Source organism: Burkholderia sp. Bp9140, assembly GCF_003853425.1.
In the GTDB taxonomy this organism is placed as follows: Bacteria; Pseudomonadota; Gammaproteobacteria; order Burkholderiales; family Burkholderiaceae; genus Burkholderia.
Genome location: NZ_QTPQ01000048.1, coordinates 1 through 18,563, shown reverse-complemented (window position 1 = coordinate 18,563; position 18,563 = coordinate 1). Strand labels below are relative to the sequence as shown.

At 68.6% G+C, this 18,563-nt stretch carries 19 protein-coding genes; 9 read left to right on the top strand and 10 right to left on the bottom strand.

The annotated features are described in order from the left end of the window. Positions 1–115 precede the first annotated feature (115 nt). Positions 116–1,090 (bottom strand): transcriptional regulator FtrA, encoded by a 975-nt coding sequence (gene ftrA / locus DIE21_RS31395; RefSeq protein WP_124501319.1) that lies wholly within the window; start codon positions 1,088–1,090, stop codon positions 116–118. A gap of 111 nt (positions 1,091–1,201) precedes the next feature. On the opposite strand from ftrA, the gene DIE21_RS31390 reads away from it, so the two are divergent. Next, a complete protein-coding gene (locus tag DIE21_RS31390; protein WP_124501318.1) occupies positions 1,202–1,621 on the top strand; it encodes a rhodanese-like domain-containing protein in 420 nt (139 codons plus the stop codon). Between the two features lie 90 nt (positions 1,622–1,711). Continuing rightward, positions 1,712–2,038, top strand: coding sequence for a superinfection immunity protein (locus DIE21_RS31385; RefSeq protein WP_124501317.1), 327 nt, complete (start codon positions 1,712–1,714; stop codon positions 2,036–2,038). A gap of 15 nt (positions 2,039–2,053) precedes the next feature. Here DIE21_RS31385 and DIE21_RS31380 read toward each other — a convergent pair whose 3' ends face one another. The 3 genes from DIE21_RS31380 to DIE21_RS31370 all read right to left on the bottom strand — a co-directional run bounded on the left by DIE21_RS31380 (position 2,054) and on the right by DIE21_RS31370 (position 4,796). Beyond that, a complete protein-coding gene (locus DIE21_RS31380; protein WP_124501316.1) occupies positions 2,054–3,229 on the bottom strand; it encodes a cytochrome P450 in 1,176 nt (391 codons plus the stop codon). Between the two features lie 101 nt (positions 3,230–3,330). Further along, positions 3,331–3,597, bottom strand: a complete 267-nt coding sequence (locus DIE21_RS31375; RefSeq protein ID WP_124501315.1) for a YodC family protein — start codon at positions 3,595–3,597, stop codon at positions 3,331–3,333. Between the two features lie 338 nt (positions 3,598–3,935). Continuing rightward, positions 3,936–4,796: an isocitrate lyase/phosphoenolpyruvate mutase family protein gene (locus DIE21_RS31370; RefSeq protein ID WP_124501314.1), complete on the bottom strand. Its 861-nt coding sequence runs from the start codon at positions 4,794–4,796 to the stop codon at positions 3,936–3,938. 26 nt (positions 4,797–4,822) lie between these two features. Between DIE21_RS31370 and DIE21_RS38340 the strand changes: the two genes are divergently transcribed. After that, positions 4,823–5,254, top strand: a complete 432-nt coding sequence (locus DIE21_RS38340) for a hypothetical protein (RefSeq protein WP_185642880.1) — start codon at positions 4,823–4,825, stop codon at positions 5,252–5,254. A gap of 48 nt (positions 5,255–5,302) precedes the next feature. Here DIE21_RS38340 and DIE21_RS31360 read toward each other — a convergent pair whose 3' ends face one another. Both DIE21_RS31360 and DIE21_RS31355 read right to left on the bottom strand, forming a co-directional pair. Next, the gene (locus DIE21_RS31360) at positions 5,303–6,163 is read right to left on the bottom strand and encodes a MurR/RpiR family transcriptional regulator (protein WP_124501313.1); all 861 of its coding nucleotides are present in this window, start codon (positions 6,161–6,163) and stop codon (positions 5,303–5,305) included. A 55-nt stretch (positions 6,164–6,218) separates the two neighbouring features. After that, a complete protein-coding gene (locus tag DIE21_RS31355) occupies positions 6,219–6,572 on the bottom strand; it encodes a NirD/YgiW/YdeI family stress tolerance protein (protein ID WP_124501312.1) in 354 nt (117 codons plus the stop codon). A 225-nt stretch (positions 6,573–6,797) separates the two neighbouring features. Between DIE21_RS31355 and DIE21_RS31350 the strand changes: the two genes are divergently transcribed. The 5 genes from DIE21_RS31350 (at position 6,798) to DIE21_RS31330 (ending at position 10,649) form a co-directional block, all read left to right on the top strand. Further along, positions 6,798–7,460, top strand: coding sequence for a response regulator (locus DIE21_RS31350; protein ID WP_124501311.1), 663 nt, complete (start codon positions 6,798–6,800; stop codon positions 7,458–7,460). After that, on the top strand, positions 7,457–8,833 hold the full coding sequence (locus DIE21_RS31345; RefSeq protein ID WP_124501310.1) for an ATP-binding protein: 1,377 nt from the start codon (positions 7,457–7,459) through the stop codon (positions 8,831–8,833). Before DIE21_RS31350 ends, DIE21_RS31345 begins: the two co-directional genes overlap by 4 nt. Positions 8,834–9,034: 201 nt before the next feature. Next, positions 9,035–9,481, top strand: coding sequence for a MarR family winged helix-turn-helix transcriptional regulator (locus tag DIE21_RS31340; RefSeq protein ID WP_124501309.1), 447 nt, complete (start codon positions 9,035–9,037; stop codon positions 9,479–9,481). A gap of 35 nt (positions 9,482–9,516) precedes the next feature. Further along, a complete protein-coding gene (locus tag DIE21_RS31335; protein ID WP_124501308.1) occupies positions 9,517–9,885 on the top strand; it encodes an antibiotic biosynthesis monooxygenase in 369 nt (122 codons plus the stop codon). A gap of 560 nt (positions 9,886–10,445) precedes the next feature. Then, complete coding sequence (locus tag DIE21_RS31330; protein WP_124501307.1) at positions 10,446–10,649, top strand: hypothetical protein; 204 nt, start codon at positions 10,446–10,448, stop codon at positions 10,647–10,649. A gap of 523 nt (positions 10,650–11,172) precedes the next feature. Here DIE21_RS31330 and blaPEN-bcc read toward each other — a convergent pair. Next, positions 11,173–12,066: a PEN family class A beta-lactamase, Bcc-type gene (gene blaPEN-bcc / locus DIE21_RS31325; protein ID WP_124501306.1), complete on the bottom strand. Its 894-nt coding sequence runs from the start codon at positions 12,064–12,066 to the stop codon at positions 11,173–11,175. A gap of 118 nt (positions 12,067–12,184) precedes the next feature. Here blaPEN-bcc and penR point away from each other — a divergent pair, with 118 nt between their 5' ends. After that, positions 12,185–13,075, top strand: coding sequence for a beta-lactamase transcriptional regulator PenR (penR, locus tag DIE21_RS31320; RefSeq protein WP_124501305.1), 891 nt, complete (start codon positions 12,185–12,187; stop codon positions 13,073–13,075). A gap of 495 nt (positions 13,076–13,570) precedes the next feature. Here the strand turns inward: penR and DIE21_RS31315 are convergent, their stop codons facing one another. The 3 genes from DIE21_RS31315 to DIE21_RS31305 form a co-directional block, all read right to left on the bottom strand. After that, a complete protein-coding gene (locus DIE21_RS31315; protein WP_011659343.1) occupies positions 13,571–13,822 on the bottom strand; it encodes a hypothetical protein in 252 nt (83 codons plus the stop codon). A gap of 95 nt (positions 13,823–13,917) precedes the next feature. After that, entirely contained in the window at positions 13,918–16,143 is a 2,226-nt protein-coding gene (locus DIE21_RS31310; RefSeq protein WP_124501304.1) for an amylo-alpha-1,6-glucosidase, read from the bottom strand. A 158-nt stretch (positions 16,144–16,301) separates the two neighbouring features. Beyond that, on the bottom strand, positions 16,302–18,563 hold a 2,262-nt coding region (locus DIE21_RS31305), incomplete at its 5' end, for an autotransporter domain-containing protein (protein ID WP_124501303.1).

Genomic DNA, 18,563 nt, shown 5'->3' with positions numbered 1-18,563 from the left:
TGCGCGGCATGCGTGGATCGGATCGCCGCACGGCGACCGCCATCTTACGCGCGCTTGAAGTCAGCAAGAAGCGACCGACGGCCGGGCGCCACTGAGGCAGGAGTAGACGCGACGCTCACGCGTCCGGCGGCCTGACGCCGCGATCCATCCCGCGCCGGTATGCGGCCGGGCTCGTCGCCGCGACGCGCCGGAAATGCCGGCGCAGCGATTCCTCGGAACCGAACCCCGCGCGCGCCGCGACCTGCGCGAGCGACAGCGCGGGATGCGCTTCGAGCATGTCCTTCGCGACGTTCACGCGCTCGCGGATCAGCCATGCGAGCGGCGACATCCCCGTCGCATCCGCGAACTGCCGCTGCAGCGTGCGCGTGCTCATCGCGGCCTGCGCGGCGAGCGACGCGAGCGTGTGCGGCTCGGCCGCGTGCGCGCGCATCCAGTCGATCAGCTTCGCGAGCCGGTCGGTGCCGCCCGGCGCCACCGGGCGCGGCACGAACTGCGCCTGGCCGCCGTCGCGATGCGGCGGCAGCACGAGGCGCTGTGCGACCCGGTTCGCGATCGCGCCGCCGTGATCGCGGCGCACGAGATGCAGCAGCATGTCGAGCCCCGCCGCCGACCCGGCCGACGTGACGACCTGCCCTTCGTCGACGTAAAGCGCATCGGGATTCACGCGCAGCGCCGGATAGCGCGCCTGCAGTTTCTCCGCATAGCGCCAGTGGGTCGTCACCGTGAGGCCGTCGAGCACGCCGGCCGCCGCCAGCACGAACACGCCCGAGCAGATCGAGCAGAGCCGCGCGCCGCGGCGATGCGCGGCCCGCAGTTTCTTCAGCAACGGTTCCGGCGGCGGTTCATCCGGATCGCGCCAGCCGGGAATCACGATGGTATCCGCGCGATCGAGCATCGCGAGCCGGTAAGGCGCGGCGACCGTGATGCCGCCCGCCGCGCGCACGGGCCCCGGCTCGCTCGCGCAGACCGCGAAGCGATACCAGTCGACCCCGAGCTCGGGGCGTTCGAGGGCGAACAGTTCGACCACGCAGCCGAATTCGAAGGTGCAGAGGCGATCGTAGGCGAGCGCGACGACGAGATGATTGTGCATGGCGCGATGTTACCGGAACTTGTCGATCGCGCCACTGCCGGAAAAGCCGCGGAACCGCGATACTGCCCCTCATTCCGGCGCATTCCGCGCCGTTCCTCAGGAGCGCCTTTCATGTCATACGTCACCGACGTCCCCGCCGCCGACAGCGCCGCCGCCCTCGCGCACTTCGAAGCGTCGCTGCGCTTCGAGACCGATTGCTGGGACGTGCACGATGCATTCGCGTCCGGCGCGCCCGATTTCGTGCTGCTCGACGTGCGGAGTCCGGAGCAATTTGCGGCCGGCCACGTGCCCGGCGCACGCAACCTGCCGCACCGCAAGATCATCGCCGGCAAGCTCGCCGGCCATCCGGCCGGCACGCTGTTCGTCGTGTACTGCGCGGGCCCGCACTGCAACGGCGCCGCGCGCGCGGCGATCCGGCTCGCGCGCCTCGGCCGGCCGGTGAAGCTGATGATCGGCGGCGTCACCGGCTGGCTCGACGAAGGTTTCTCGCTGAGCAACGAAGTGCAGCCGGCGGACGCCGAAGCGGGCTGATCGTCACTAAAAACGCAACAATCAATTGCCAGCACACGAACGGAAAAAGCGCGACAATCGGTCCCATTGCAGTTCGGATGGAGCAGCAACATGCAGAACGCAGTCCTGATTCAAGTGGCCGGTTCGGTGGCCGCGATCGCGATCTATTTTCTGCCGGCGGTCATTGCCGACCGGCGCGGCCGGCACGACAAGCTGACGGTCGCGATGTTCAACGCGCTGTTCGGGTGGACCGGCATCGGCTGGCTGATGACACTGTACTGGGCATGCCAGCCGAACCCGCAAACCGACGTCGCGCAAACCATCCTCGCCAAACGCCGCGGCATCAGCATGCGGACCTTCTCGACCGGTCTCGTCGAGCGCGTGCAGCGCCGCGTCGCCGCCCAGGAACAATGGGCGGAGAAGCAAGGCTGCCGTTAAGTCCCTCTTTCCCCGTTACCGCACTGCGTCGAACCTCGGCATCCTGACGTTGGTCGACGCGTGGTAATGCCACGCCAGCCCGCCGCGCGGCGGCCCGCCGCCCGCACGTAGCCACGCCCCGAACGCCCCCGCCGTCACGGCCCGCGCGATTCGCTCGCCCGGGCACCCATGCGGCCCCGTGCCGAAGCCGAAATTCGGCCCGGCCGCGCGGCCGGGCATCAGCCGGTGCGGATCGCGATGCACGGCCGGGTCGCGGTTCGCGGCGGCAAGCACGACGAGGATCGCGTCGCCGGCTTCGACGGTCACGCCTTCGATCGTCGTGCGCGCTGCGACGAAGCGGCGCGTGTTCTGCACCGGCGAATCGAAGCGCCCGGCTTCGGCAACGAATGCGTCGAGCGCGGCGGCGTCCGGCGCGACGCGCGCGGCGCCCGCTTCCACTGCCCCGTGCCATGCCACCAGCGCATTGCCGAGCCACGCGGCGGTCGCTTCGCAGGTCTGCGACAGCAGCCCGACGAGATTCGCGACCAGCGCACCGCTTGCCTGCCAGCCCGACGCGCGGGCCGCCTGCTGCACGGCCGCGACGAGCGTGCCGTCGTGCGCATGCGTCTGCGCGACGCGCTCCGTCATCCGGTCGAGCAACTGCCGCGCCGCGTCGCTCGCGCGGGCCAGTGCCGCGGCATCCGACAGCGGCGACAGCGCGGCGACGAAATCGACGACCTGCGCCGCGATCTCGTCGAGCCGCGCCTCGTCGAAGCCGAGCAGATCGGCAACCGCGCAGACGGGCACCGTCAGGCACCACGCGTTCAGCGCGCCGGCATCACCCGGCGCCGGCAAGCGCCGCGCGGCAAGCTGCGCGGCACGGTCGCGCAGCGCAGCCGTGTCGATCGGCGCGAGCGCCGTGCGCAGCGCCTGCTTCGGCAGGTCGTGCCGTGACGCACCGTCGTTCATGCGCACCAGCTCGCCGAACAGCGCGCCGGCCGTCGTGCCGCGCAACGCAGGCGGCACGGGCGCGTCCAGCGGGCGCACGCGGCAGGCCGGATGACCGAGCACGGCCGTCACGGCGGCCGCGCGGCTCGCGACCCACAGGCCGAGCGTGGCGTCGAACGCGAGCGGCGGCCCGTCGACGAGCGCCGCATAGTAGGGATAGGGATCGCGGTGCGTGACCGCTGCGATGGGATCGGTCGGGTTCATGCGGACAGTATCGGCGCGGCGCGCCGCCGCATGTTTCGGGCTGGCGTGAAATGTCGCGGCGCGGGCACCGGGCGTGGCCGCATCGCGACGACAGCTGGCGGTCAGGCAGCCGACCGGTAGCGGTGCGACTGCATCCGCATGCGTACGCGTCCGGCCGAAATCGCGCGCGGCTCGGGCACCACCGTGTCGTGATGGAACATTTCCTGCCGGAATTCGCCGTGTTCATCGAACCACTGGCAGATCAGCCAGTCGCCGTCGTCGAACACGACCGGCCCGGCATAGGTGACGGTCATGCGCGGCCCGCCCGTTTTCAGCGTCACGACATCGCCGACGCGCAACCTGAAGCGTTGATTTTCTCGGATCGTCATCGCTCTCTCAGCATTTTTATATATCGATATTATCGGCGGCCCACCAACCGTTCATTCGAACGTGCCGCAGATTATCAATCAAAAAATCGGACGGCAACTCCCGCGTACAAAAAAATGTACTGGCCGGAAAATGCAACAATGCGCGGCATCGACGCGCATGGCGCACACTCGATCGGCCGATCCGGCACGGCTTGCGCGCCGGCTCCGGTCAAACGGGCGGAATGCAGAGAATAGACGATGTATTTTGCGTCGTCACCGCCGATTAATCCGGACGCGGAGTCAGTTGATTATAGTCAATCAAACTTTCCACTGGGAACGATCCCACGATTTACTTTCGCTCATTCCCCGAATAAAACCGGTGAATTATCCGGTGCCGCAAACCAGCGGTTGATATCGCGCCCCGGCACGGCCGCTTGCGTGAACGTAAACGTGCCCTCCTGCGCCATCTCCTTCGCGGCGCGCAGGAACGCGCCGAGCGCGGCCCGCGCCAGCGCGCCGCCGACGCTCACGCGCTTCACGCCGAGCGCCGCCAGCGCATCGAGGCTCAGCAACCCGCCCCGCAGCCCCATCACGACGTTCACGGGCGCGCCGACCGCCTGCGTCACCGCCGCGATTTCGTCCGCATCGGTGATGCCCGGCGCATACAGCACGTCGGCGCCCGCGTCGCGATAGGCGACGAGCCGCGCGATCGTGTCGGCGAGGTCGTCGCGGCCGTGCAGGTAGTTTTCGCACCGCGCGGTCAGCGTGAACGGAAACGGCAGCGCGCGCGCCGCGTCGACCGCCGCCGCAATGCGCTCGATCGCCGCTTCGCGCGCGTAGATCGGCGCGTCGGCGCGGCCCGTCGCGTCCTCGATCGAGCCGCCGACCGCGCCGGCCTCGGCCGCGAGCCGGATCGTTTCGGCCACCGTGTCGGGCGCGTCGCCGAAGCCGTTTTCGAGATCGGCGCTGACGGGCAGGCCGCCCGCGGCGACGATCTCGGCGATGTGATCGAGCATCGCGTCGCGGCCGATCGCATTGTCGGGCTGACCTTTCGAAAAGGCATAGCCGGCGCTCGTGGTCGCGAGCGCCTCGAAGCCGGCCATCGCAAGCAGGCGCGCGGTGCCTGCGTCCCACGGGTTCGGGATGATGAAGGCGCCAGGGCGTGCATGCAGTGCGCGGAAGGCCTCGGCGTGGCGGGCTTGAAGATCGGAACGGGTCATCTCGGACTCCCGGAAGAAGTTGACGGATGAGCTTACGCCAGTCATGCGCGCGACGTTTCAGCGTTCGTCGAAATGTCGTCGCGCGACAGGAAAAAAGCCGGTGCGCCGACTACGGGCCGGCAGCCGGCAACGTGCGGGCCGGCGCCACCGCCCGTCCGCTGCCGGCCCGCAGTCGCCTACTCCGCTGCGGGTGGCCCGCCGTCGATGCCGAGCAACACGTCGGTGACGGCTTCGGAAAAGCGCATCGCGCGACCGTCGATCCGCACGCCGTCCGGATTGGCGAGGTCGCGCACGGCTTGCGGCACGCCATCCGTCACGACCACGGCCAGCGAACGGAAGTCGTTCGAGCCGGCCCTGCTTTCGTTGAATCGGATGAGCGGCGCGACGATCTGCTTGCGAACGTTCTCTGCTTGCGAACGCCCGCGTCGCTCACCTCGTATGTGAACGTTATCGGTTGAGTCCGGTTGAATCGTGAATGACGCAGGATTGCAGCCGCAGGTACCGCGTCAAACGACGTAAGCGCCCTTCGCGTGCAGTTCCGCTTCCGTGCGCTCGAGCGCCGCGATCGCATCGCTGCCTTCCAGTGCCAGCAACTGCGCGACCAGCGCTTCGGCCATCGCGTGCGCGGCCACCAGCGACGGGAAGAACGACGGGCTGTCGTGCGTGAAGATCAGTTGCGCATCCGCGTGCAGCGCGATCGGCGACACCGCGCTGTCGGTGATCGCGACGATCTTGCTGCCCTGCGCTTTCGCCGCCTGCGCGACGCGCGTCGCTTCCGCCGAATACGGCGCGAAGCTGACGACGACGGTCACGCTCTGTTTCGCGATCGTCCTCAGCTCCATTTCGAGCGAACCGGCGACGCCGTTGAGCAGTGACACGGTCGGACGGAACAGCCGATAGCCGTACACGAAGCCGAATGCGACCGGATAGCACGAGCGAAACCCCGCGACATGCACGTGCGACGCCTTGCGGATCAGTTTCGCGGCATCGACGAGCGCGTGCTCGTTCTGCGCGGCGGTGGCCGACAGGTTGTGTTGTTGCGCGGCAAGCAGGTCATGCGCGAGCGACGCCTTCGCGTCGGGCCGCACGAGCGAGCGCGCACGCTGCGTGAGCGGCTCGGGACGCGCGCGCACGCGCGCGACGCACAGGTCGCGCAACTCGTTCCAGCCGGGGAAACCGAATTGCTGCGCGAGCCGCACGAGCGACGCGGGTTGAACCTGCGCGCGCTGCGCGACCTTGCGCATCGACGAGGTGGCGACCTCGTCGGGATGATCGAGCAGAAATGCAGCGCCCGCCTGGAATTGCGGGCTCAGTTCGGAAAATTGCGCCCGGATCCGGGACGCGAGTTCATCGAAATTGGCAGCCATCTTGGTGAGAACGGGAACCGGTCGTCCATGGTATCACCGGCCCCGCGCGCATCGGTCAGCGCAGCACTTCGACGTGGTCGGCATCGACCTTCACGCGGCCCGACCATTTGCGCTCGAACTCGCCGGTCACCTTCACCTCGCTCTTGTCGCTGACGGGCTGGCCGGCCGCCCACAGCTTGTGGTCGATCTCGACGCGAATCGTGCCGGTCGAGTCGGCGAACTCGTAATCCTCGCCGCCGACGTGCTTGACGATGCGCCCCTGCAGCTGCACGTGCTGATCGTCCTTGCCGTTCGCGAGCAGTTCCTTCACGGTGGTCGTCGCGAGCGCGGACGGCCCGGTGTATTGCGCGTAGACGGCGGCAGGCAGCGTCGCGAGCGCGACTGTCAGGATTCTGGCCAGGTGTTTCATGATTGCGTTCCTCTTCTTCGATGTGGTGCCGCGCCCCGTTGAACGCGACGCACCAAGATTACGGACCGTAAGATTAAGCAAACCTGAAGGCGCGCCGAAGCGACACGGTGCCGCATTGGACGAGTACGAAAGCGCAACCGGCTACCGCCCTTTAAGCTCGGCCTAAGACACCTGCGCTTATCATGGGAATCCCGGGCGCCCGCGCCCGCCAACAGACACGAATCCATGCGCGTACTGCTCGTCGAGGACGATCCGCTGATCGGCAGCGGGCTCGAACAGGGCCTCAAACAGGAGGGCTTCGCGGTCGACTGGGTCAAGGACGGCGACGCCGCGGCGCTCGCGCTGCGCTCGACCGGCTACGGGCTGCTGCTGCTCGACCTCGGGCTGCCGAATCGCGACGGCCTGTCGGTGCTCGCGTCGCTGCGCCGCCGCGACGAAACCCTGCCCGCGATCATCATCACCGCGCGCGACGGCGTGCCGGACCGCATCGCCGGGCTCGACAGCGGCGCCGACGACTACCTCGTCAAGCCGTTCGTGCTCGAGGAGCTGCTCGCCCGCATCCGCGCGGTCAACCGCCGCCATGCGGGGCGCGCGCAAACGACGCTCGCCATCGGCCCGCTGCGGCTCGATCCGGTCAAGCACCTGGTCTGGCTCAACGACGACGAAGTCACGCTGTCGCCGAAGGAATTCGTGCTGCTGCACGAACTGATGCGCGACCCCGGCGCGGTGATCTCGCGCGAGCAGTTCGAGGAACGGCTGTACAGCTGGGGCGAGGAAATCGAGAGCAACGCGGTGCAGGTGCACATCCACAACCTGCGCAAGAAACTCGGCCACGACATGATTCGCACGGTGCGCGGCGTCGGCTACCGGATCGGTGACGGCGCATGACGAATCTGCAACACGCGATCGCGCGCTGGCGCAGCGCGTCGCTGCGGCGGCGCCTCTTGACGTGGCTGCTGCCCGCCGCATGCGTGATCGGGCTGGTTGCAAGCGCGGGCACCTACTGGGGCGCGCTGCGCGAGCTCGACGATCTCCTCGACGACCAGATGCGCAGCATGTCGAAGCAGATCGTCGTCGGCCCGAACGGCGAGCTGTCGTTCCGCAATCACGGCGACGGCAAGCACGACTTCGAGGCCAGCGATCCCGACGCCGTGTTGCTGCAGGTCTGGCGCAACGGCACGCTGGTTTATTCGACCGATCGCAAATCGACGCTGCCACCGCCCGCGCAAACGGGCATCGCGAGCGTCGATGTCGGCGGCCAGCCGTGGCGCACCTATGTCACCGAACGCGGCGGCACGACGATCCGGTTCGCGCAGGCACGCCATGCGCGCTGGGAAGCGATCGCAGGCATCGCCGTGCACCTGCTGTGGCCGGTGTTCTCGATGCTGCCGGTGCTCGCGATCGGGCTGTGGTTCGGCATCGGCGCGGGGCTGCGGCCGCTGCGCACGATCGCATCGGGCCTGAAGCGCAGGAATGCGAACAATCTCGAACCGGTCGACGTCGCGTCGATGCCGAACGAGGTCCGGCCGCTCGCCGAAGCGATCAACGACCTGCTCGCGCGGCTCGATCGTTCGTTCACGCTGCAGCGCCACTTCATCGCCGATGCCGCGCACGAGCTGCGCACGCCGATCATGGGGCTGTCGATCCAGTCGCAATTGCTGCGGCGCGCGGCGACCTCCGAAGAACGCGAGCAGATCCTCGCCCAGATCCACGCGGGCACGACGCGCCTCGGCCACCTCGCGGAACAGTTGCTGACGCTCGCGCGCCTCGAACCCGATGCGCAGGCGTCCGCCGCGGCATCCACGCCCGTCGATCTCGCCGCGCTGTGCCGCTCGGTGGTCGCCGACCGCACGCGCGTCGCGGATGCGCACCGCATCGACCTCGGCGCGATCGTGTCGGCACCGGTCATGGCCGCCGGCAACATGGAGACGTTGCGCGTGCTGCTGAACAACCTCGTCGACAACGCGATCCGCTACGCGGGCGACGGTGCGCGTGTCGACGTGTCCGCGCGCCTCGACGGCGCGACGCCCGTGCTCGAAGTCGCCGACGACGGCCCGGGCATTCCGGAAGCCGAGCGCTCGGACGTCTGGGAGCGCTTCTATCGCGGCGAAGGCGCGCAGGCGGCCACGTCGTCGGGCAGCGGGCTCGGGCTGTCGATCGTCAAGCGGATCGCCGAACAGCATCGCGCGACGGTCGCGCTCGGCACGACGCAAGGCGGGCGCGGGCTGACCGTGACGGTGCGCTTTCCCGTGCCGGCCTGACGCACGCCTGATGCGCGGCTTTTCCACAGATTGTGTTGGCAAGCTTGTGGACAACCGGCCGCTAACGGTGACAAACCATTGATCTGAAAGGGTTTGGCGGTCGTGCGCAGCGAATGCGCCAAGCGGGGCGACATGCGATCAAACTTGACAACTGGTTGTCCATTACGTAAAGTAGTTGTCAATTTATCGCGTCTCCCGACCATGACGAAACTCGCCAAGTTGACCACCGTCGCGCTGTCCGTCTTCCGGCTGAACGGCCTGCTGATCGAATGGGGCAACACCTTTGCCGCGCCGCACGGCCTGACCAGCGCGCGCTGGCAAGTGCTGGGCGCCATCTCGATGGCGCCGGAAGCCCCGAACATCCCTCAGATCGCCGACACCATGGGCATCACGCGGCAGGGCGTCCTGAAACAGATCAACGTGCTGACGGAAGAAGGCCTCGTGCAGCCGCTGCCGAACCCGACACACAAGCGCTCTCCGCTGTATGCGCTGACCCCGCTCGGTGCCGCGGCCTATCAGGCGGTGGTCGAGCAATGGCAACAGCATGTCCGCGACATCTCCGGCCAGTTCAGTTCGACCGACCTCGATGCGGCGATTCGCGTCCTGTCAGCGATGTCCGCCGCCCACGCGCCGGACGAGCAAGCGTGATCGCCCCCTTGACCCACGACTCACAGGAGTGCCCCATGCCTCATTTCAAACCGATGGATCCGGCCTTTCCGATCCAGCAACAGCTCGGCATCGACGCGAGCCCCGTCGTCCTCGTCAACGTCTTCACGCTGGACCCGGCCGATGAAGCCGATTTCCTGGCCGTGTGGAAGGACGACGCCGAGTTCATGAAACGGCAGCCGGGATTCATTGCGACGCAGCTGCATCGCGCGCTCGGCGACAGCCCGACTTACTTCAACCATGCGATCTGGGAGTCGACCGACGCGTTTCGCGCGGCCTTCACGCATCCCGAGTTCGTCGCCAAACTCTCGGCCTATCCGTCGTCTGCCGTCGCGAGCCCGCACTTGTTCCGGAAGGTCGCCGTGGCGGGCATTTGCACCGCGTGAGCCGACGCACGAAGCGGCGTCGCGCGCGGTTTGCACGCTGTGCCGTGCGGCCCGATCGCGACGCGGACTTCTCCACAGAAAATGTTGGCAAGCTTGTGGATATCCTGCGCACCGCGACGCTAAGCCCTTGATCCGACGGACTTTGGCACGCGTGATGCAGACGCGGCGCGCGCCGGGCCGTCATACGCGCCGGTTCGCCGCACTTCGCATCACGATGCCACGTCGGCACCTTGACGATGCACGACGCGTGCCGTCCCGCCACTTACCCACAGATTGTGTTGGCAAGCTTGTGGATATCCTGAGCAAGCCTCGACTAACCCGTTGATCGGCCAACGATTCATGTGCCGCGTCATTGTTGCGGCACCGCGCGATTCACCCGCGCGCCCGGACGGACGATTCCGTGCGGCAGCGGCCCCCGCCCGCCCCTTGACGCCCGCACACGCGACGCGTCAGGATCACACGAGCCGTGCGCGGCCACGCATCACGCGCCTTCACGCGACGGCACCACGGGCCGGCCGTTCCGCCCGTATCGGACAACGACACCTTCACCGAGGAAGACCATGGAACACCACTTCACCGCATGGCAGTTGCTCGTCTCGCTCGTGCTCGTCGCGATCGTCGTCTATCCGTATGTCCGCATCGTTCGGCGTACCGGACATTCGGGCTGGTGGATCCTGACGATGTTCGTCCCGGTCCTGAACTTCATCATGTTGTGGGTGTTCGCATTCGCGCGCTGGCCCGCGCTCGACGATCGGCATGGCTGAACTTCGAGCAGGCGGCCCGGCAGGCTTGTCCACAGATTGTGTTGGCAAGCATGTGGATAGCCTGCGCATACCACGGCCAAGCGCTTGATCCGAAAGGCTTAGTCCGCGCCGCTTCGAAAACGGCACGCGGCAGGCAGGGTGCCGCTCGCGCATCGTCACGCGACGCGAAGCGCCGCGTGTCGCGCGCGCCACGCCGCTTGTCCACAGATTGTGTTGGCAAGCGTGTGGATAGCCTGCGCATACCACGCACAAGCGCTTGATCCGAAAGACTTTGTCCGCGCCGCTTCGAACCGTGCAAGCGGGCCGGCGCAACGCGTGCCGCATGCCATCGAGGCGGTCGTTGCCACGAACGCGACCGCTTGCAGGCTTGTCCACAGATTGTGTTGGCAAGGATGTGGATATCCTGAGCATGCGTGACCCAAGTCGTTGATCGCACAACGTTTCGACATGCCGGTCACGACTGCGGCACGGCGTGCATTCCTCGCGTCATCCATCCGTCGATCACGCACGCCGCGCCGCCCGCTCAAGCGAACGTCGCAACCGCGATGCGCGCGGCGGCCGCGATCACGTCGTCCTTCGCCTTCGCATCGGCACGCGCCTGCGTGTAGTACACGACGAGCACGATCGGCGCGCGCGACGGCAGCCAGATCACGCCCGCGTCGTTCGTCGTCCCGTAGTCGCCGGTGCCGGTCTTGTCGGCCACCTGCGACCCGGCCGGCACGCCCGCGCGAATCCGCTTGTCGCCGACCTTGTTGCCGCGCAGCCATGCGACGAGCTGCGCACGCTGCGCGCCCGGCAGCGCGTCGCCGAGCGTGAGCACGCGCATGCTCGCGGCCATCGCCGCCGGCGTCGTCGTGTCGCGCGGGTCGCCCGGCAACGCGGTGTTCAGCTCGGTCTCCCAGCGATCGAGCCGGAACGTGTCGTCGCCGATCGAGCGCGCATACGCGGTCACCGCCGACGGTCCGCCGATCAGCTTCATCGCCAGGTTCGCGGCCGAGTTGTCGCTGTACTGGATCGCCGCCTCGCACAACGCGGCGACGGTCATCCCGGTGCCGACATGCTTGCCCGACACCGGCGAGTAGTTCACGAGATCGGACTGCCCGACCATCACGCGCTGCTGCAACAGCCCCGGACGCGCGACGCTTTGCGCGAGCACCGCCGCACCCAGCATCGCCTTGAACGTGCTGCAGAACGGGAAACGCTCGTCCGCGCGATGCTGCGCACGCCGGCCGCTCGCGGTGTCGATCGCGCACACGCCGAGACGGCCGCCCGCCGCGCGCTCGAGCGCGGCAAACGATGTCGCGGACGACACGTCCTGCCCCGCGGCCGGCGGCGACGCGCACGCCGCGACAGTCAGGGCGAGCGGCGCCGTCGCGGCGGCCAGCAACAGGGTTCGACGTTGCGATGAGTAAGTCATGTCATGTCTCTCTGGTGGTGGAATGGATGCAGAACGGCCGGCCGGCGAGACAGCACTATCGTGACTTTACGGTTGCCTGACAAGCAACGATAATTGAGCGCTGATACAAGAAATTCTTATGACGAAGCTCCGTCCTCATCTTCCGCTGAATGCCTTGCGCGCGTTCGAATCGTCGGCCCGCCACCTGAACTTCACGCGCGCCGGCCTCGAGCTGAGCGTGACGCAGGCGGCCGTGAGCCAGCAGGTGCGCTCGCTCGAGGAACGGCTCGGCTGCGCGCTGTTCACCCGGCTGCCGCGCGGCCTCGGGCTCACCGACGAAGGACGCGCGCTGCTGCCGGTGCTCAGCGACGCATTCAGCCGGATCGAGACCGTGCTCAAGCAGTTCGAGGGCGGGCGCTTCCACGAGGTGCTGACGCTCGGCGCGGTCGGCACCTTTGCCATAGGCTGGCTAATGCCACGGCTGAAGCGCTTCGGCGACACGCACCCGTTCGTCGAGCTGCGGCTGCGGACCAACAACAACGTCGTCGACCTCGCGGCCGAGGGCCTCGATTTCGCGATCCGCTTCGGAGAAGGCAACTGGCCGGCGACGCGCAACGAGCGGCTGCTCGACGCGCCGCTCACCGCGCTGTGCGCGCCGGAGATCGCGCGGCGGCTGGCGCGGCCGGCCGATCTCGCGAACGAAACGCTGCTGCGCTCGTACCGCACCGACGAATGGCTCGGCTGGTTCGACGCCGCGCAGCTCGAACCCTGGTCGGTCAACGGGCCCGTGTTCGATTCGTCGCGGCTGATGGTCGAGGCCGCGATGCAGGGCGCGGGCATCGCGCTCGCGCCGGCCTGCATGTTCGCGCGCGAACTGCAGCTCGGCCTGCTCGCGCGGCCGCTCGACATCGACGTGCGCGCGGGCGGCTACTGGCTCACGTCGCTGAAGTCGAAGCCGCTCACGCCGGCGATGACGCTGTTTCGCGACTGGATCGTCGCGGAAGCGGCCGACGCGGCGGCAGTCGATTGACGGCCCCGGCTTGTCCACAGATTTTGTTGGCAAGGATGTGGATATCCTGGGTACCCGGGACCTAACCCGTTGATCGCGCACGATTTACCGTGACGATGCGCGCATCGGGCAGCCGGTGCGCACGGGATCCGGCGCACCGGCCGCCGCACGCGGGATCCTCAACCCTCAAGAAGCAATCACGTCAGACTTATCCACAGATTTTGTTGGCAAGCCTGTGGATATTCCGCCGATGTGACACGTAACACACTGATACAAAAGAAGATTCAGTAGATCGGGCCCGGCAGGTCAACGACGCGGCATCGTTTGTGACCTCGCAGGGGGCCCTGCGCGTCCGGTTCGGGGCCAGCCGGTTCTCCACAGATTGTGTTGGCAAGCTTGTGGATATCCTGCGCATCGTCCGGCTAACTCATTGAGCACATGGGGTTTTGTGTACGCCGCGCAGGATTGGGCAGCACCGGCGCGGGCCGTGCGGCCAACGCCGGCGCTGCCGGTTCGTCAATGCCGGTCGAGCCCGCTGCGCAATTCGCTCGCCTTGTCGCGCAGCGCCTCGTAGCCCGAGCGCGCATGTTCGGGCAGGTCGGGATCGCCGATCAGCGCGCCGAGCGTTTCGATCAGGCTGAACAGGATGCCCTTCGCCGCGCCCGCCGCGATGCTCTGCGACTCGATCGACTTGTGCAGGTGGTCGACCGCCGCTTCCAGGTTCTCGAGCTTTTGCTCGCCGTCGTCGGGCCGATTGTCGGTCGTCATCGTAGGTGCCTCCGCCATCGTTCAAGGGTCATGTCACGATTCTATGCCGCTGCGCGCGGACGTGGCGCGACATTGCGCAACGTCCGTGCAGCCGGCTACAGCACCGCGACCACCTTCACCCGCCCCGGCTGCGCCGCCGACGCAACCACCTGGCCGTCGACGCGCCGGAACGTCAGCGATACCGTTTCGTCGCCGACCCGCAGGTCGTCGATGCGCAGCCAGTCGACGCCTTCGGGCAGCGCCGGGCGCTCGACGCGCACCTCGTGGCGCGCCGCGTCGACGCTCACGCCGAGACACGCCTGCAGCATCATGAACGGCGCACCGGCCGCCCACGCCTGCGGCAGGCAGGCGACCGGATAGGCCGTCGGCGGTTCGCCGCGCCGCCGCGGGAATCCGCAGAACAGCTCCGGCAGCCGCATCTCGAAGCTGACCGCCGCCTCGAACAGCGCGCGCAGCAGGTTCACCGCGGCCGTCTTGTCGCCGTAGCGCGCAAGCCCGCGCGCGATCAGCGCATTGTCGTGCGGCCACACCGAGCCGTTGTGATAGGCCATCGGGTTGAAGCGCGGCTGGCCGGCCGCGAGCGTGCGGATGCCCCAGCCCGTCTGGAACAGCGTCGAGCCCAGCACGCCCGCGACCGCCGCGCCGCGCTCCGCGTCGGGCAGCCCGAACGCGAGCAGATGGCCCGCGTTCGAAGCGAACACGCGGCACAGGTCGCCGTGACCGTCGAGCGCGATCCCGTAGAACTGGCCCTCCGGCATCCAGAACAGCGCGTCGACCTGGTCGCGCAGCATCTTCGCGCGCAGTGCATAGCGCGTCGCATCGGCCGCGTGGCCGCGCCGGTGCGAGCACATCGACATCGCATCGAGCGCCGCGCACGCATACGCCTGCACTTCGACGAGCGCGATCGGGCCGTCGGGGAAGCGGCCGTCCGCGTGGAACACCGAATCGTGGCTGTCCTTCCAGCCCTGGTTCGCGAGACCGCGCTCTGACGTGCGCTGGTAATCGAGCAGCCCGTACGGATTGCGGTCGCACTTGTCGATCACCCACTGCGCGGCGCGCTCGAGCGCGGGCCACAGCTCGTCGATCAGCGCATCGTCGCCAGTGTGTTCGACGTATGCGCCCGCGAGCACGATGAACAGCGGGGTCGTGTCGACGCCGCCGTAATACAGCGCGAACGGCACCTCGCCCGTCGCGGCCATTTCGCTGCGGCGGAACTCGTGCATGATCTTGCCGGGCTCGGCATCGCGGAACGCGGACGTCTCGCGTGCCTGGTGCTCCGCGAGAAAGCGCAGCACCCCGCGCGCGAGCGACGGCTGCAGCCACATCAGCTGCAGCGACGTGATCACCGCGTCGCGGCCGAACGGGGTCGAGAACCACGGAATGCCCGCATACGGATACGGCCCGGTGTCGAGCTGCGTCGTGAGCAGCCCGAGATCCGCGAGCGACCGGTCGAGCCACGCGTCGAACAGCGGATTGCCGGTGTTCACGCGCGCCATCGACTCGCGGCGCGAACGCATTTCGCGATGCACGCCGACGAGCGCGGTGCGCAGCGCGACACGCCCGCATCCCGGGCCCTCGCCGTGGTGCGCCTGACCGAGCGTCGCGTCGACGGTCAGGTAGATCGATACGCATGCCTGCGCGGCGATCGTCAGCGTGTAGTCGGCACGATCGACCGACAGCGCGTCGGGTGCCGGCGAGAAATGCACGGTCACGTTGCGCTCGACTTTGTCGAGGCCGTCGTAGCGCAGCCGCACCGCCCCTGCGTCGACGCGCGGCGCGGCCACCGTGCCGCGCTTCGGGCGCCGCGTGCCGCGCACTTCGAACATGTCCTTGAAATCCGCCGCGAACGACAGCGACAGCGGCACCTCGGCCTCGCTCTCGCCGTAGTTCGTCAGCGTCAGCGCTTCGTACAGCACGTCGCCCGCGAGCACGCGCATCCGTTCGATGTGGATCACGCCCTCGGGCGTCTCGCGGCCGCCGAGCGGCGGCAGCGGACGGTTCGTCAGGTGCGCGGTAAACGACGCGTTGTCCGCGCTCGTCGCGCCCGACAGCAGCGACGGCGCGCGGCCGCCGAAGGTCAGACGCCATTTCGACAGCACGCGCATGTCGTCGACGAACAGGCCGTCGTCGTGACCGCTGACGTCGCCGAGCGCGTCGCTGACCACGAACGCGTCGCCGGATTTCAGCACGTACTGGTTGTTGCGCGCGAGCGCCTGCGGATCGGCTTCGGGCGCGATGAATGCGGGGCCGGACGCTTGAGTCGGAGGGACAGGCGCGACTTGCGGCGCCTGCGTCGTGGTGGCTTCGGCGTGATTCGGCATCGATGCTCCTGTGTCGAGGCGCAACGCGCGGCGCGCGTCGCGTGTTTCCGCACAGGATAGGCCAGAACGGGGGGCGCGCGCAGCGACGAGGCGAGACGGCGCGACGCAGCGAATCGATCGCCGCATCGCGCCGCCTGCGCACGCAGGTTACATGCCTGTCAGAACTTCCACAGGATGTTGCCGAGCACCGCGTTGTCGCGCACGCCGCTGCCGTACTGGCCGCTGAACGTGAGGCCGAGCGTCAGGCGCTTCGTGATGCTCGCGTCGATGCCCGCTTCGAGCACCGCGCTGTCGCGGCCGATCGGCACGCCCGACACCTGGAACGACGTGCCGCCGTTCGCGAACGTGAACGCCGACGACGGCCGCACGTTGCCGAACGCATGCCGCCAGCCGACCGTCGCGCGCGCGGTGAACGTGCCGCTCGCGATCGTGCCGAGCTGCGACGCGGCGCGCAGGCCGAGCGTCGAGAACCCGACGTGGGTCGTCTGGCCGCCGGCCCGCAGTGCGGCGGCGCCGCCGCTTTCCGTATAGCCGTCGGTATGCAGGTTCACGTAGGCCAGACCCGCGAACGGTTCGAGCGCGACCGGCCCGACCGGCAGCGCGTAGCCGACTTCGCCGAACACCTGCGCCGAATTCGCGTTGTAGCCGGCCGAATCGTGATCGGAGAAGCCCGCGAAGCCCGGATAGCGGTCGCTGTTGATCCGGTACCACGTGTACGACGCGCCGCCGCGCACGCCGAGCGCACCGTACTGCGCACCGCCGTACAGCGACAGGTAGTAGCTGTTGACCGACGCGGACGAACTCTGGCCGTTGTCGAGCGAGCCGTGCGTGACGCCCGCGGCCAGACCGGCTCGCCACTTGTCGTTGAGCGCCATGTCGGCGCCGGCGATGAAGCCCGTCATGCTGCGGTTGATCGTCGACGCGTTGCCGTCGCCGGCGAGCCGGCTGCGGCCGCCGAACGCCTGCCCCCATACCACCGGCTGATAAGGCGTGCCGCCGTAACAGCCGTCGCGCGAACCGGTCCGGCGTTCCGGCGGCATCGCCGGGGCGCTCACGCCGGCCGTGTTGTCGCCGCACAGCGCGGCGCCGCCCGACGACAGCGCGGCGAGCGGCCCCGATCCCGGCGCAAGGCCCTGCCGCACGCGATCGGTAACGGCATCGCGCACATAGCGGCTGTCGAGCAGCAGCATGCTCTTCAGGCTCGCCTGCAGTTCGCCGTCGAGCATCCCGTAGGCCTGACGCGCGGTGGCCGCATCGGTCGTCAGCACCTTGTCGTACAGCGTATTGCCGGCACCGAGCGCGCCGATCGCGGTCGCGACCGAACGCTGGTTCGGCGTCGTGGCGACGTCGGGCAGCGACGTGCCGTTCGCGACGAGCCGCAGGTACACGTGGTTCGGATCGTAGCTGAGCGTCGGCATCAGGAACGCGTAGTTCGAATTCACCTGGCTGAACGTGCCCTGCACGCCCGATGATGCGCTGAGGATCGTGTACGTCGTGCTCGGCTGGTAGCTGGCCTGGTTCGCGAGCACCTGCACGGTGCCGCCGTTCAGCGTGGCCGAGCCGCCCGCCGACAGGCTGCCGCTCTGCTGCGGCGTGACCGCGACCTGCAGCGTCGAGCCCGGCTGGAACGTGACGTTGCCGGCCACGTTCAGCGCCGCGCCCGGCTGCGACGCGGCCGCGAACGCGCCGCCCTGGACCACGAGGCTGCCGACCGTGCCGGTGCCCGTCAGCGTCGCGCCGTTCTGCACGGTCACGCTCGATTGGCCGAGCGAACCGTTGACGACGAGCGTACCCGCGCCGACGGTGGTCGGGCCGCTCAGCGTGTTGATGCCCGTCAGCGTCAGTTGCCCGCTGCCCGCCTGCGTCAGCGAACCGGTGCCGGACAGCACGTTCGCGACCATCACGTTGGCGGACTGGTTGAAGATCAGCGCGCCATTGTCGACGACGTCGCCGGCCACGCTGCCCGACGTGCCGCCGTTGCCGAGCTGCAGCGTGCCGCCCGCCGCGATCGTGGTGCCGCCCGTATACGTGTTGCTGCCGGTCAGCGTCTGAATGCCGGTGCCCGCGACCGTCAGGCCGCCGGTGCCGCCGATGACGCCGCCGAACGTGCCGGCGCCGCTGCCGTTCAGCGTCAGCGCGTTCGCGCCGAGGTTCACGGTGCTGCCTGCCGCACCGGTCAGCGCGCCGATCGTCTGCGCGCCCGCTGCGCCGCTCAGGTCGAACGTCGCGCCCGCGCCGGCGAGATTCACCGCGCCCGTCGATGCAAGGCTGCCGCCCGAACCGAGCGCCAATGTGCCGGCGTTGATCGTCGTGCCGCCCGTGTACGTATTCGCGCCTGTCAGTGTCGTGGTCGCCGCGCCGTCCTTCACGAGCGCGCCCGCGCCGGAAATCGCGCCGCCCAGCCCGAGCGCGTTGCTGCC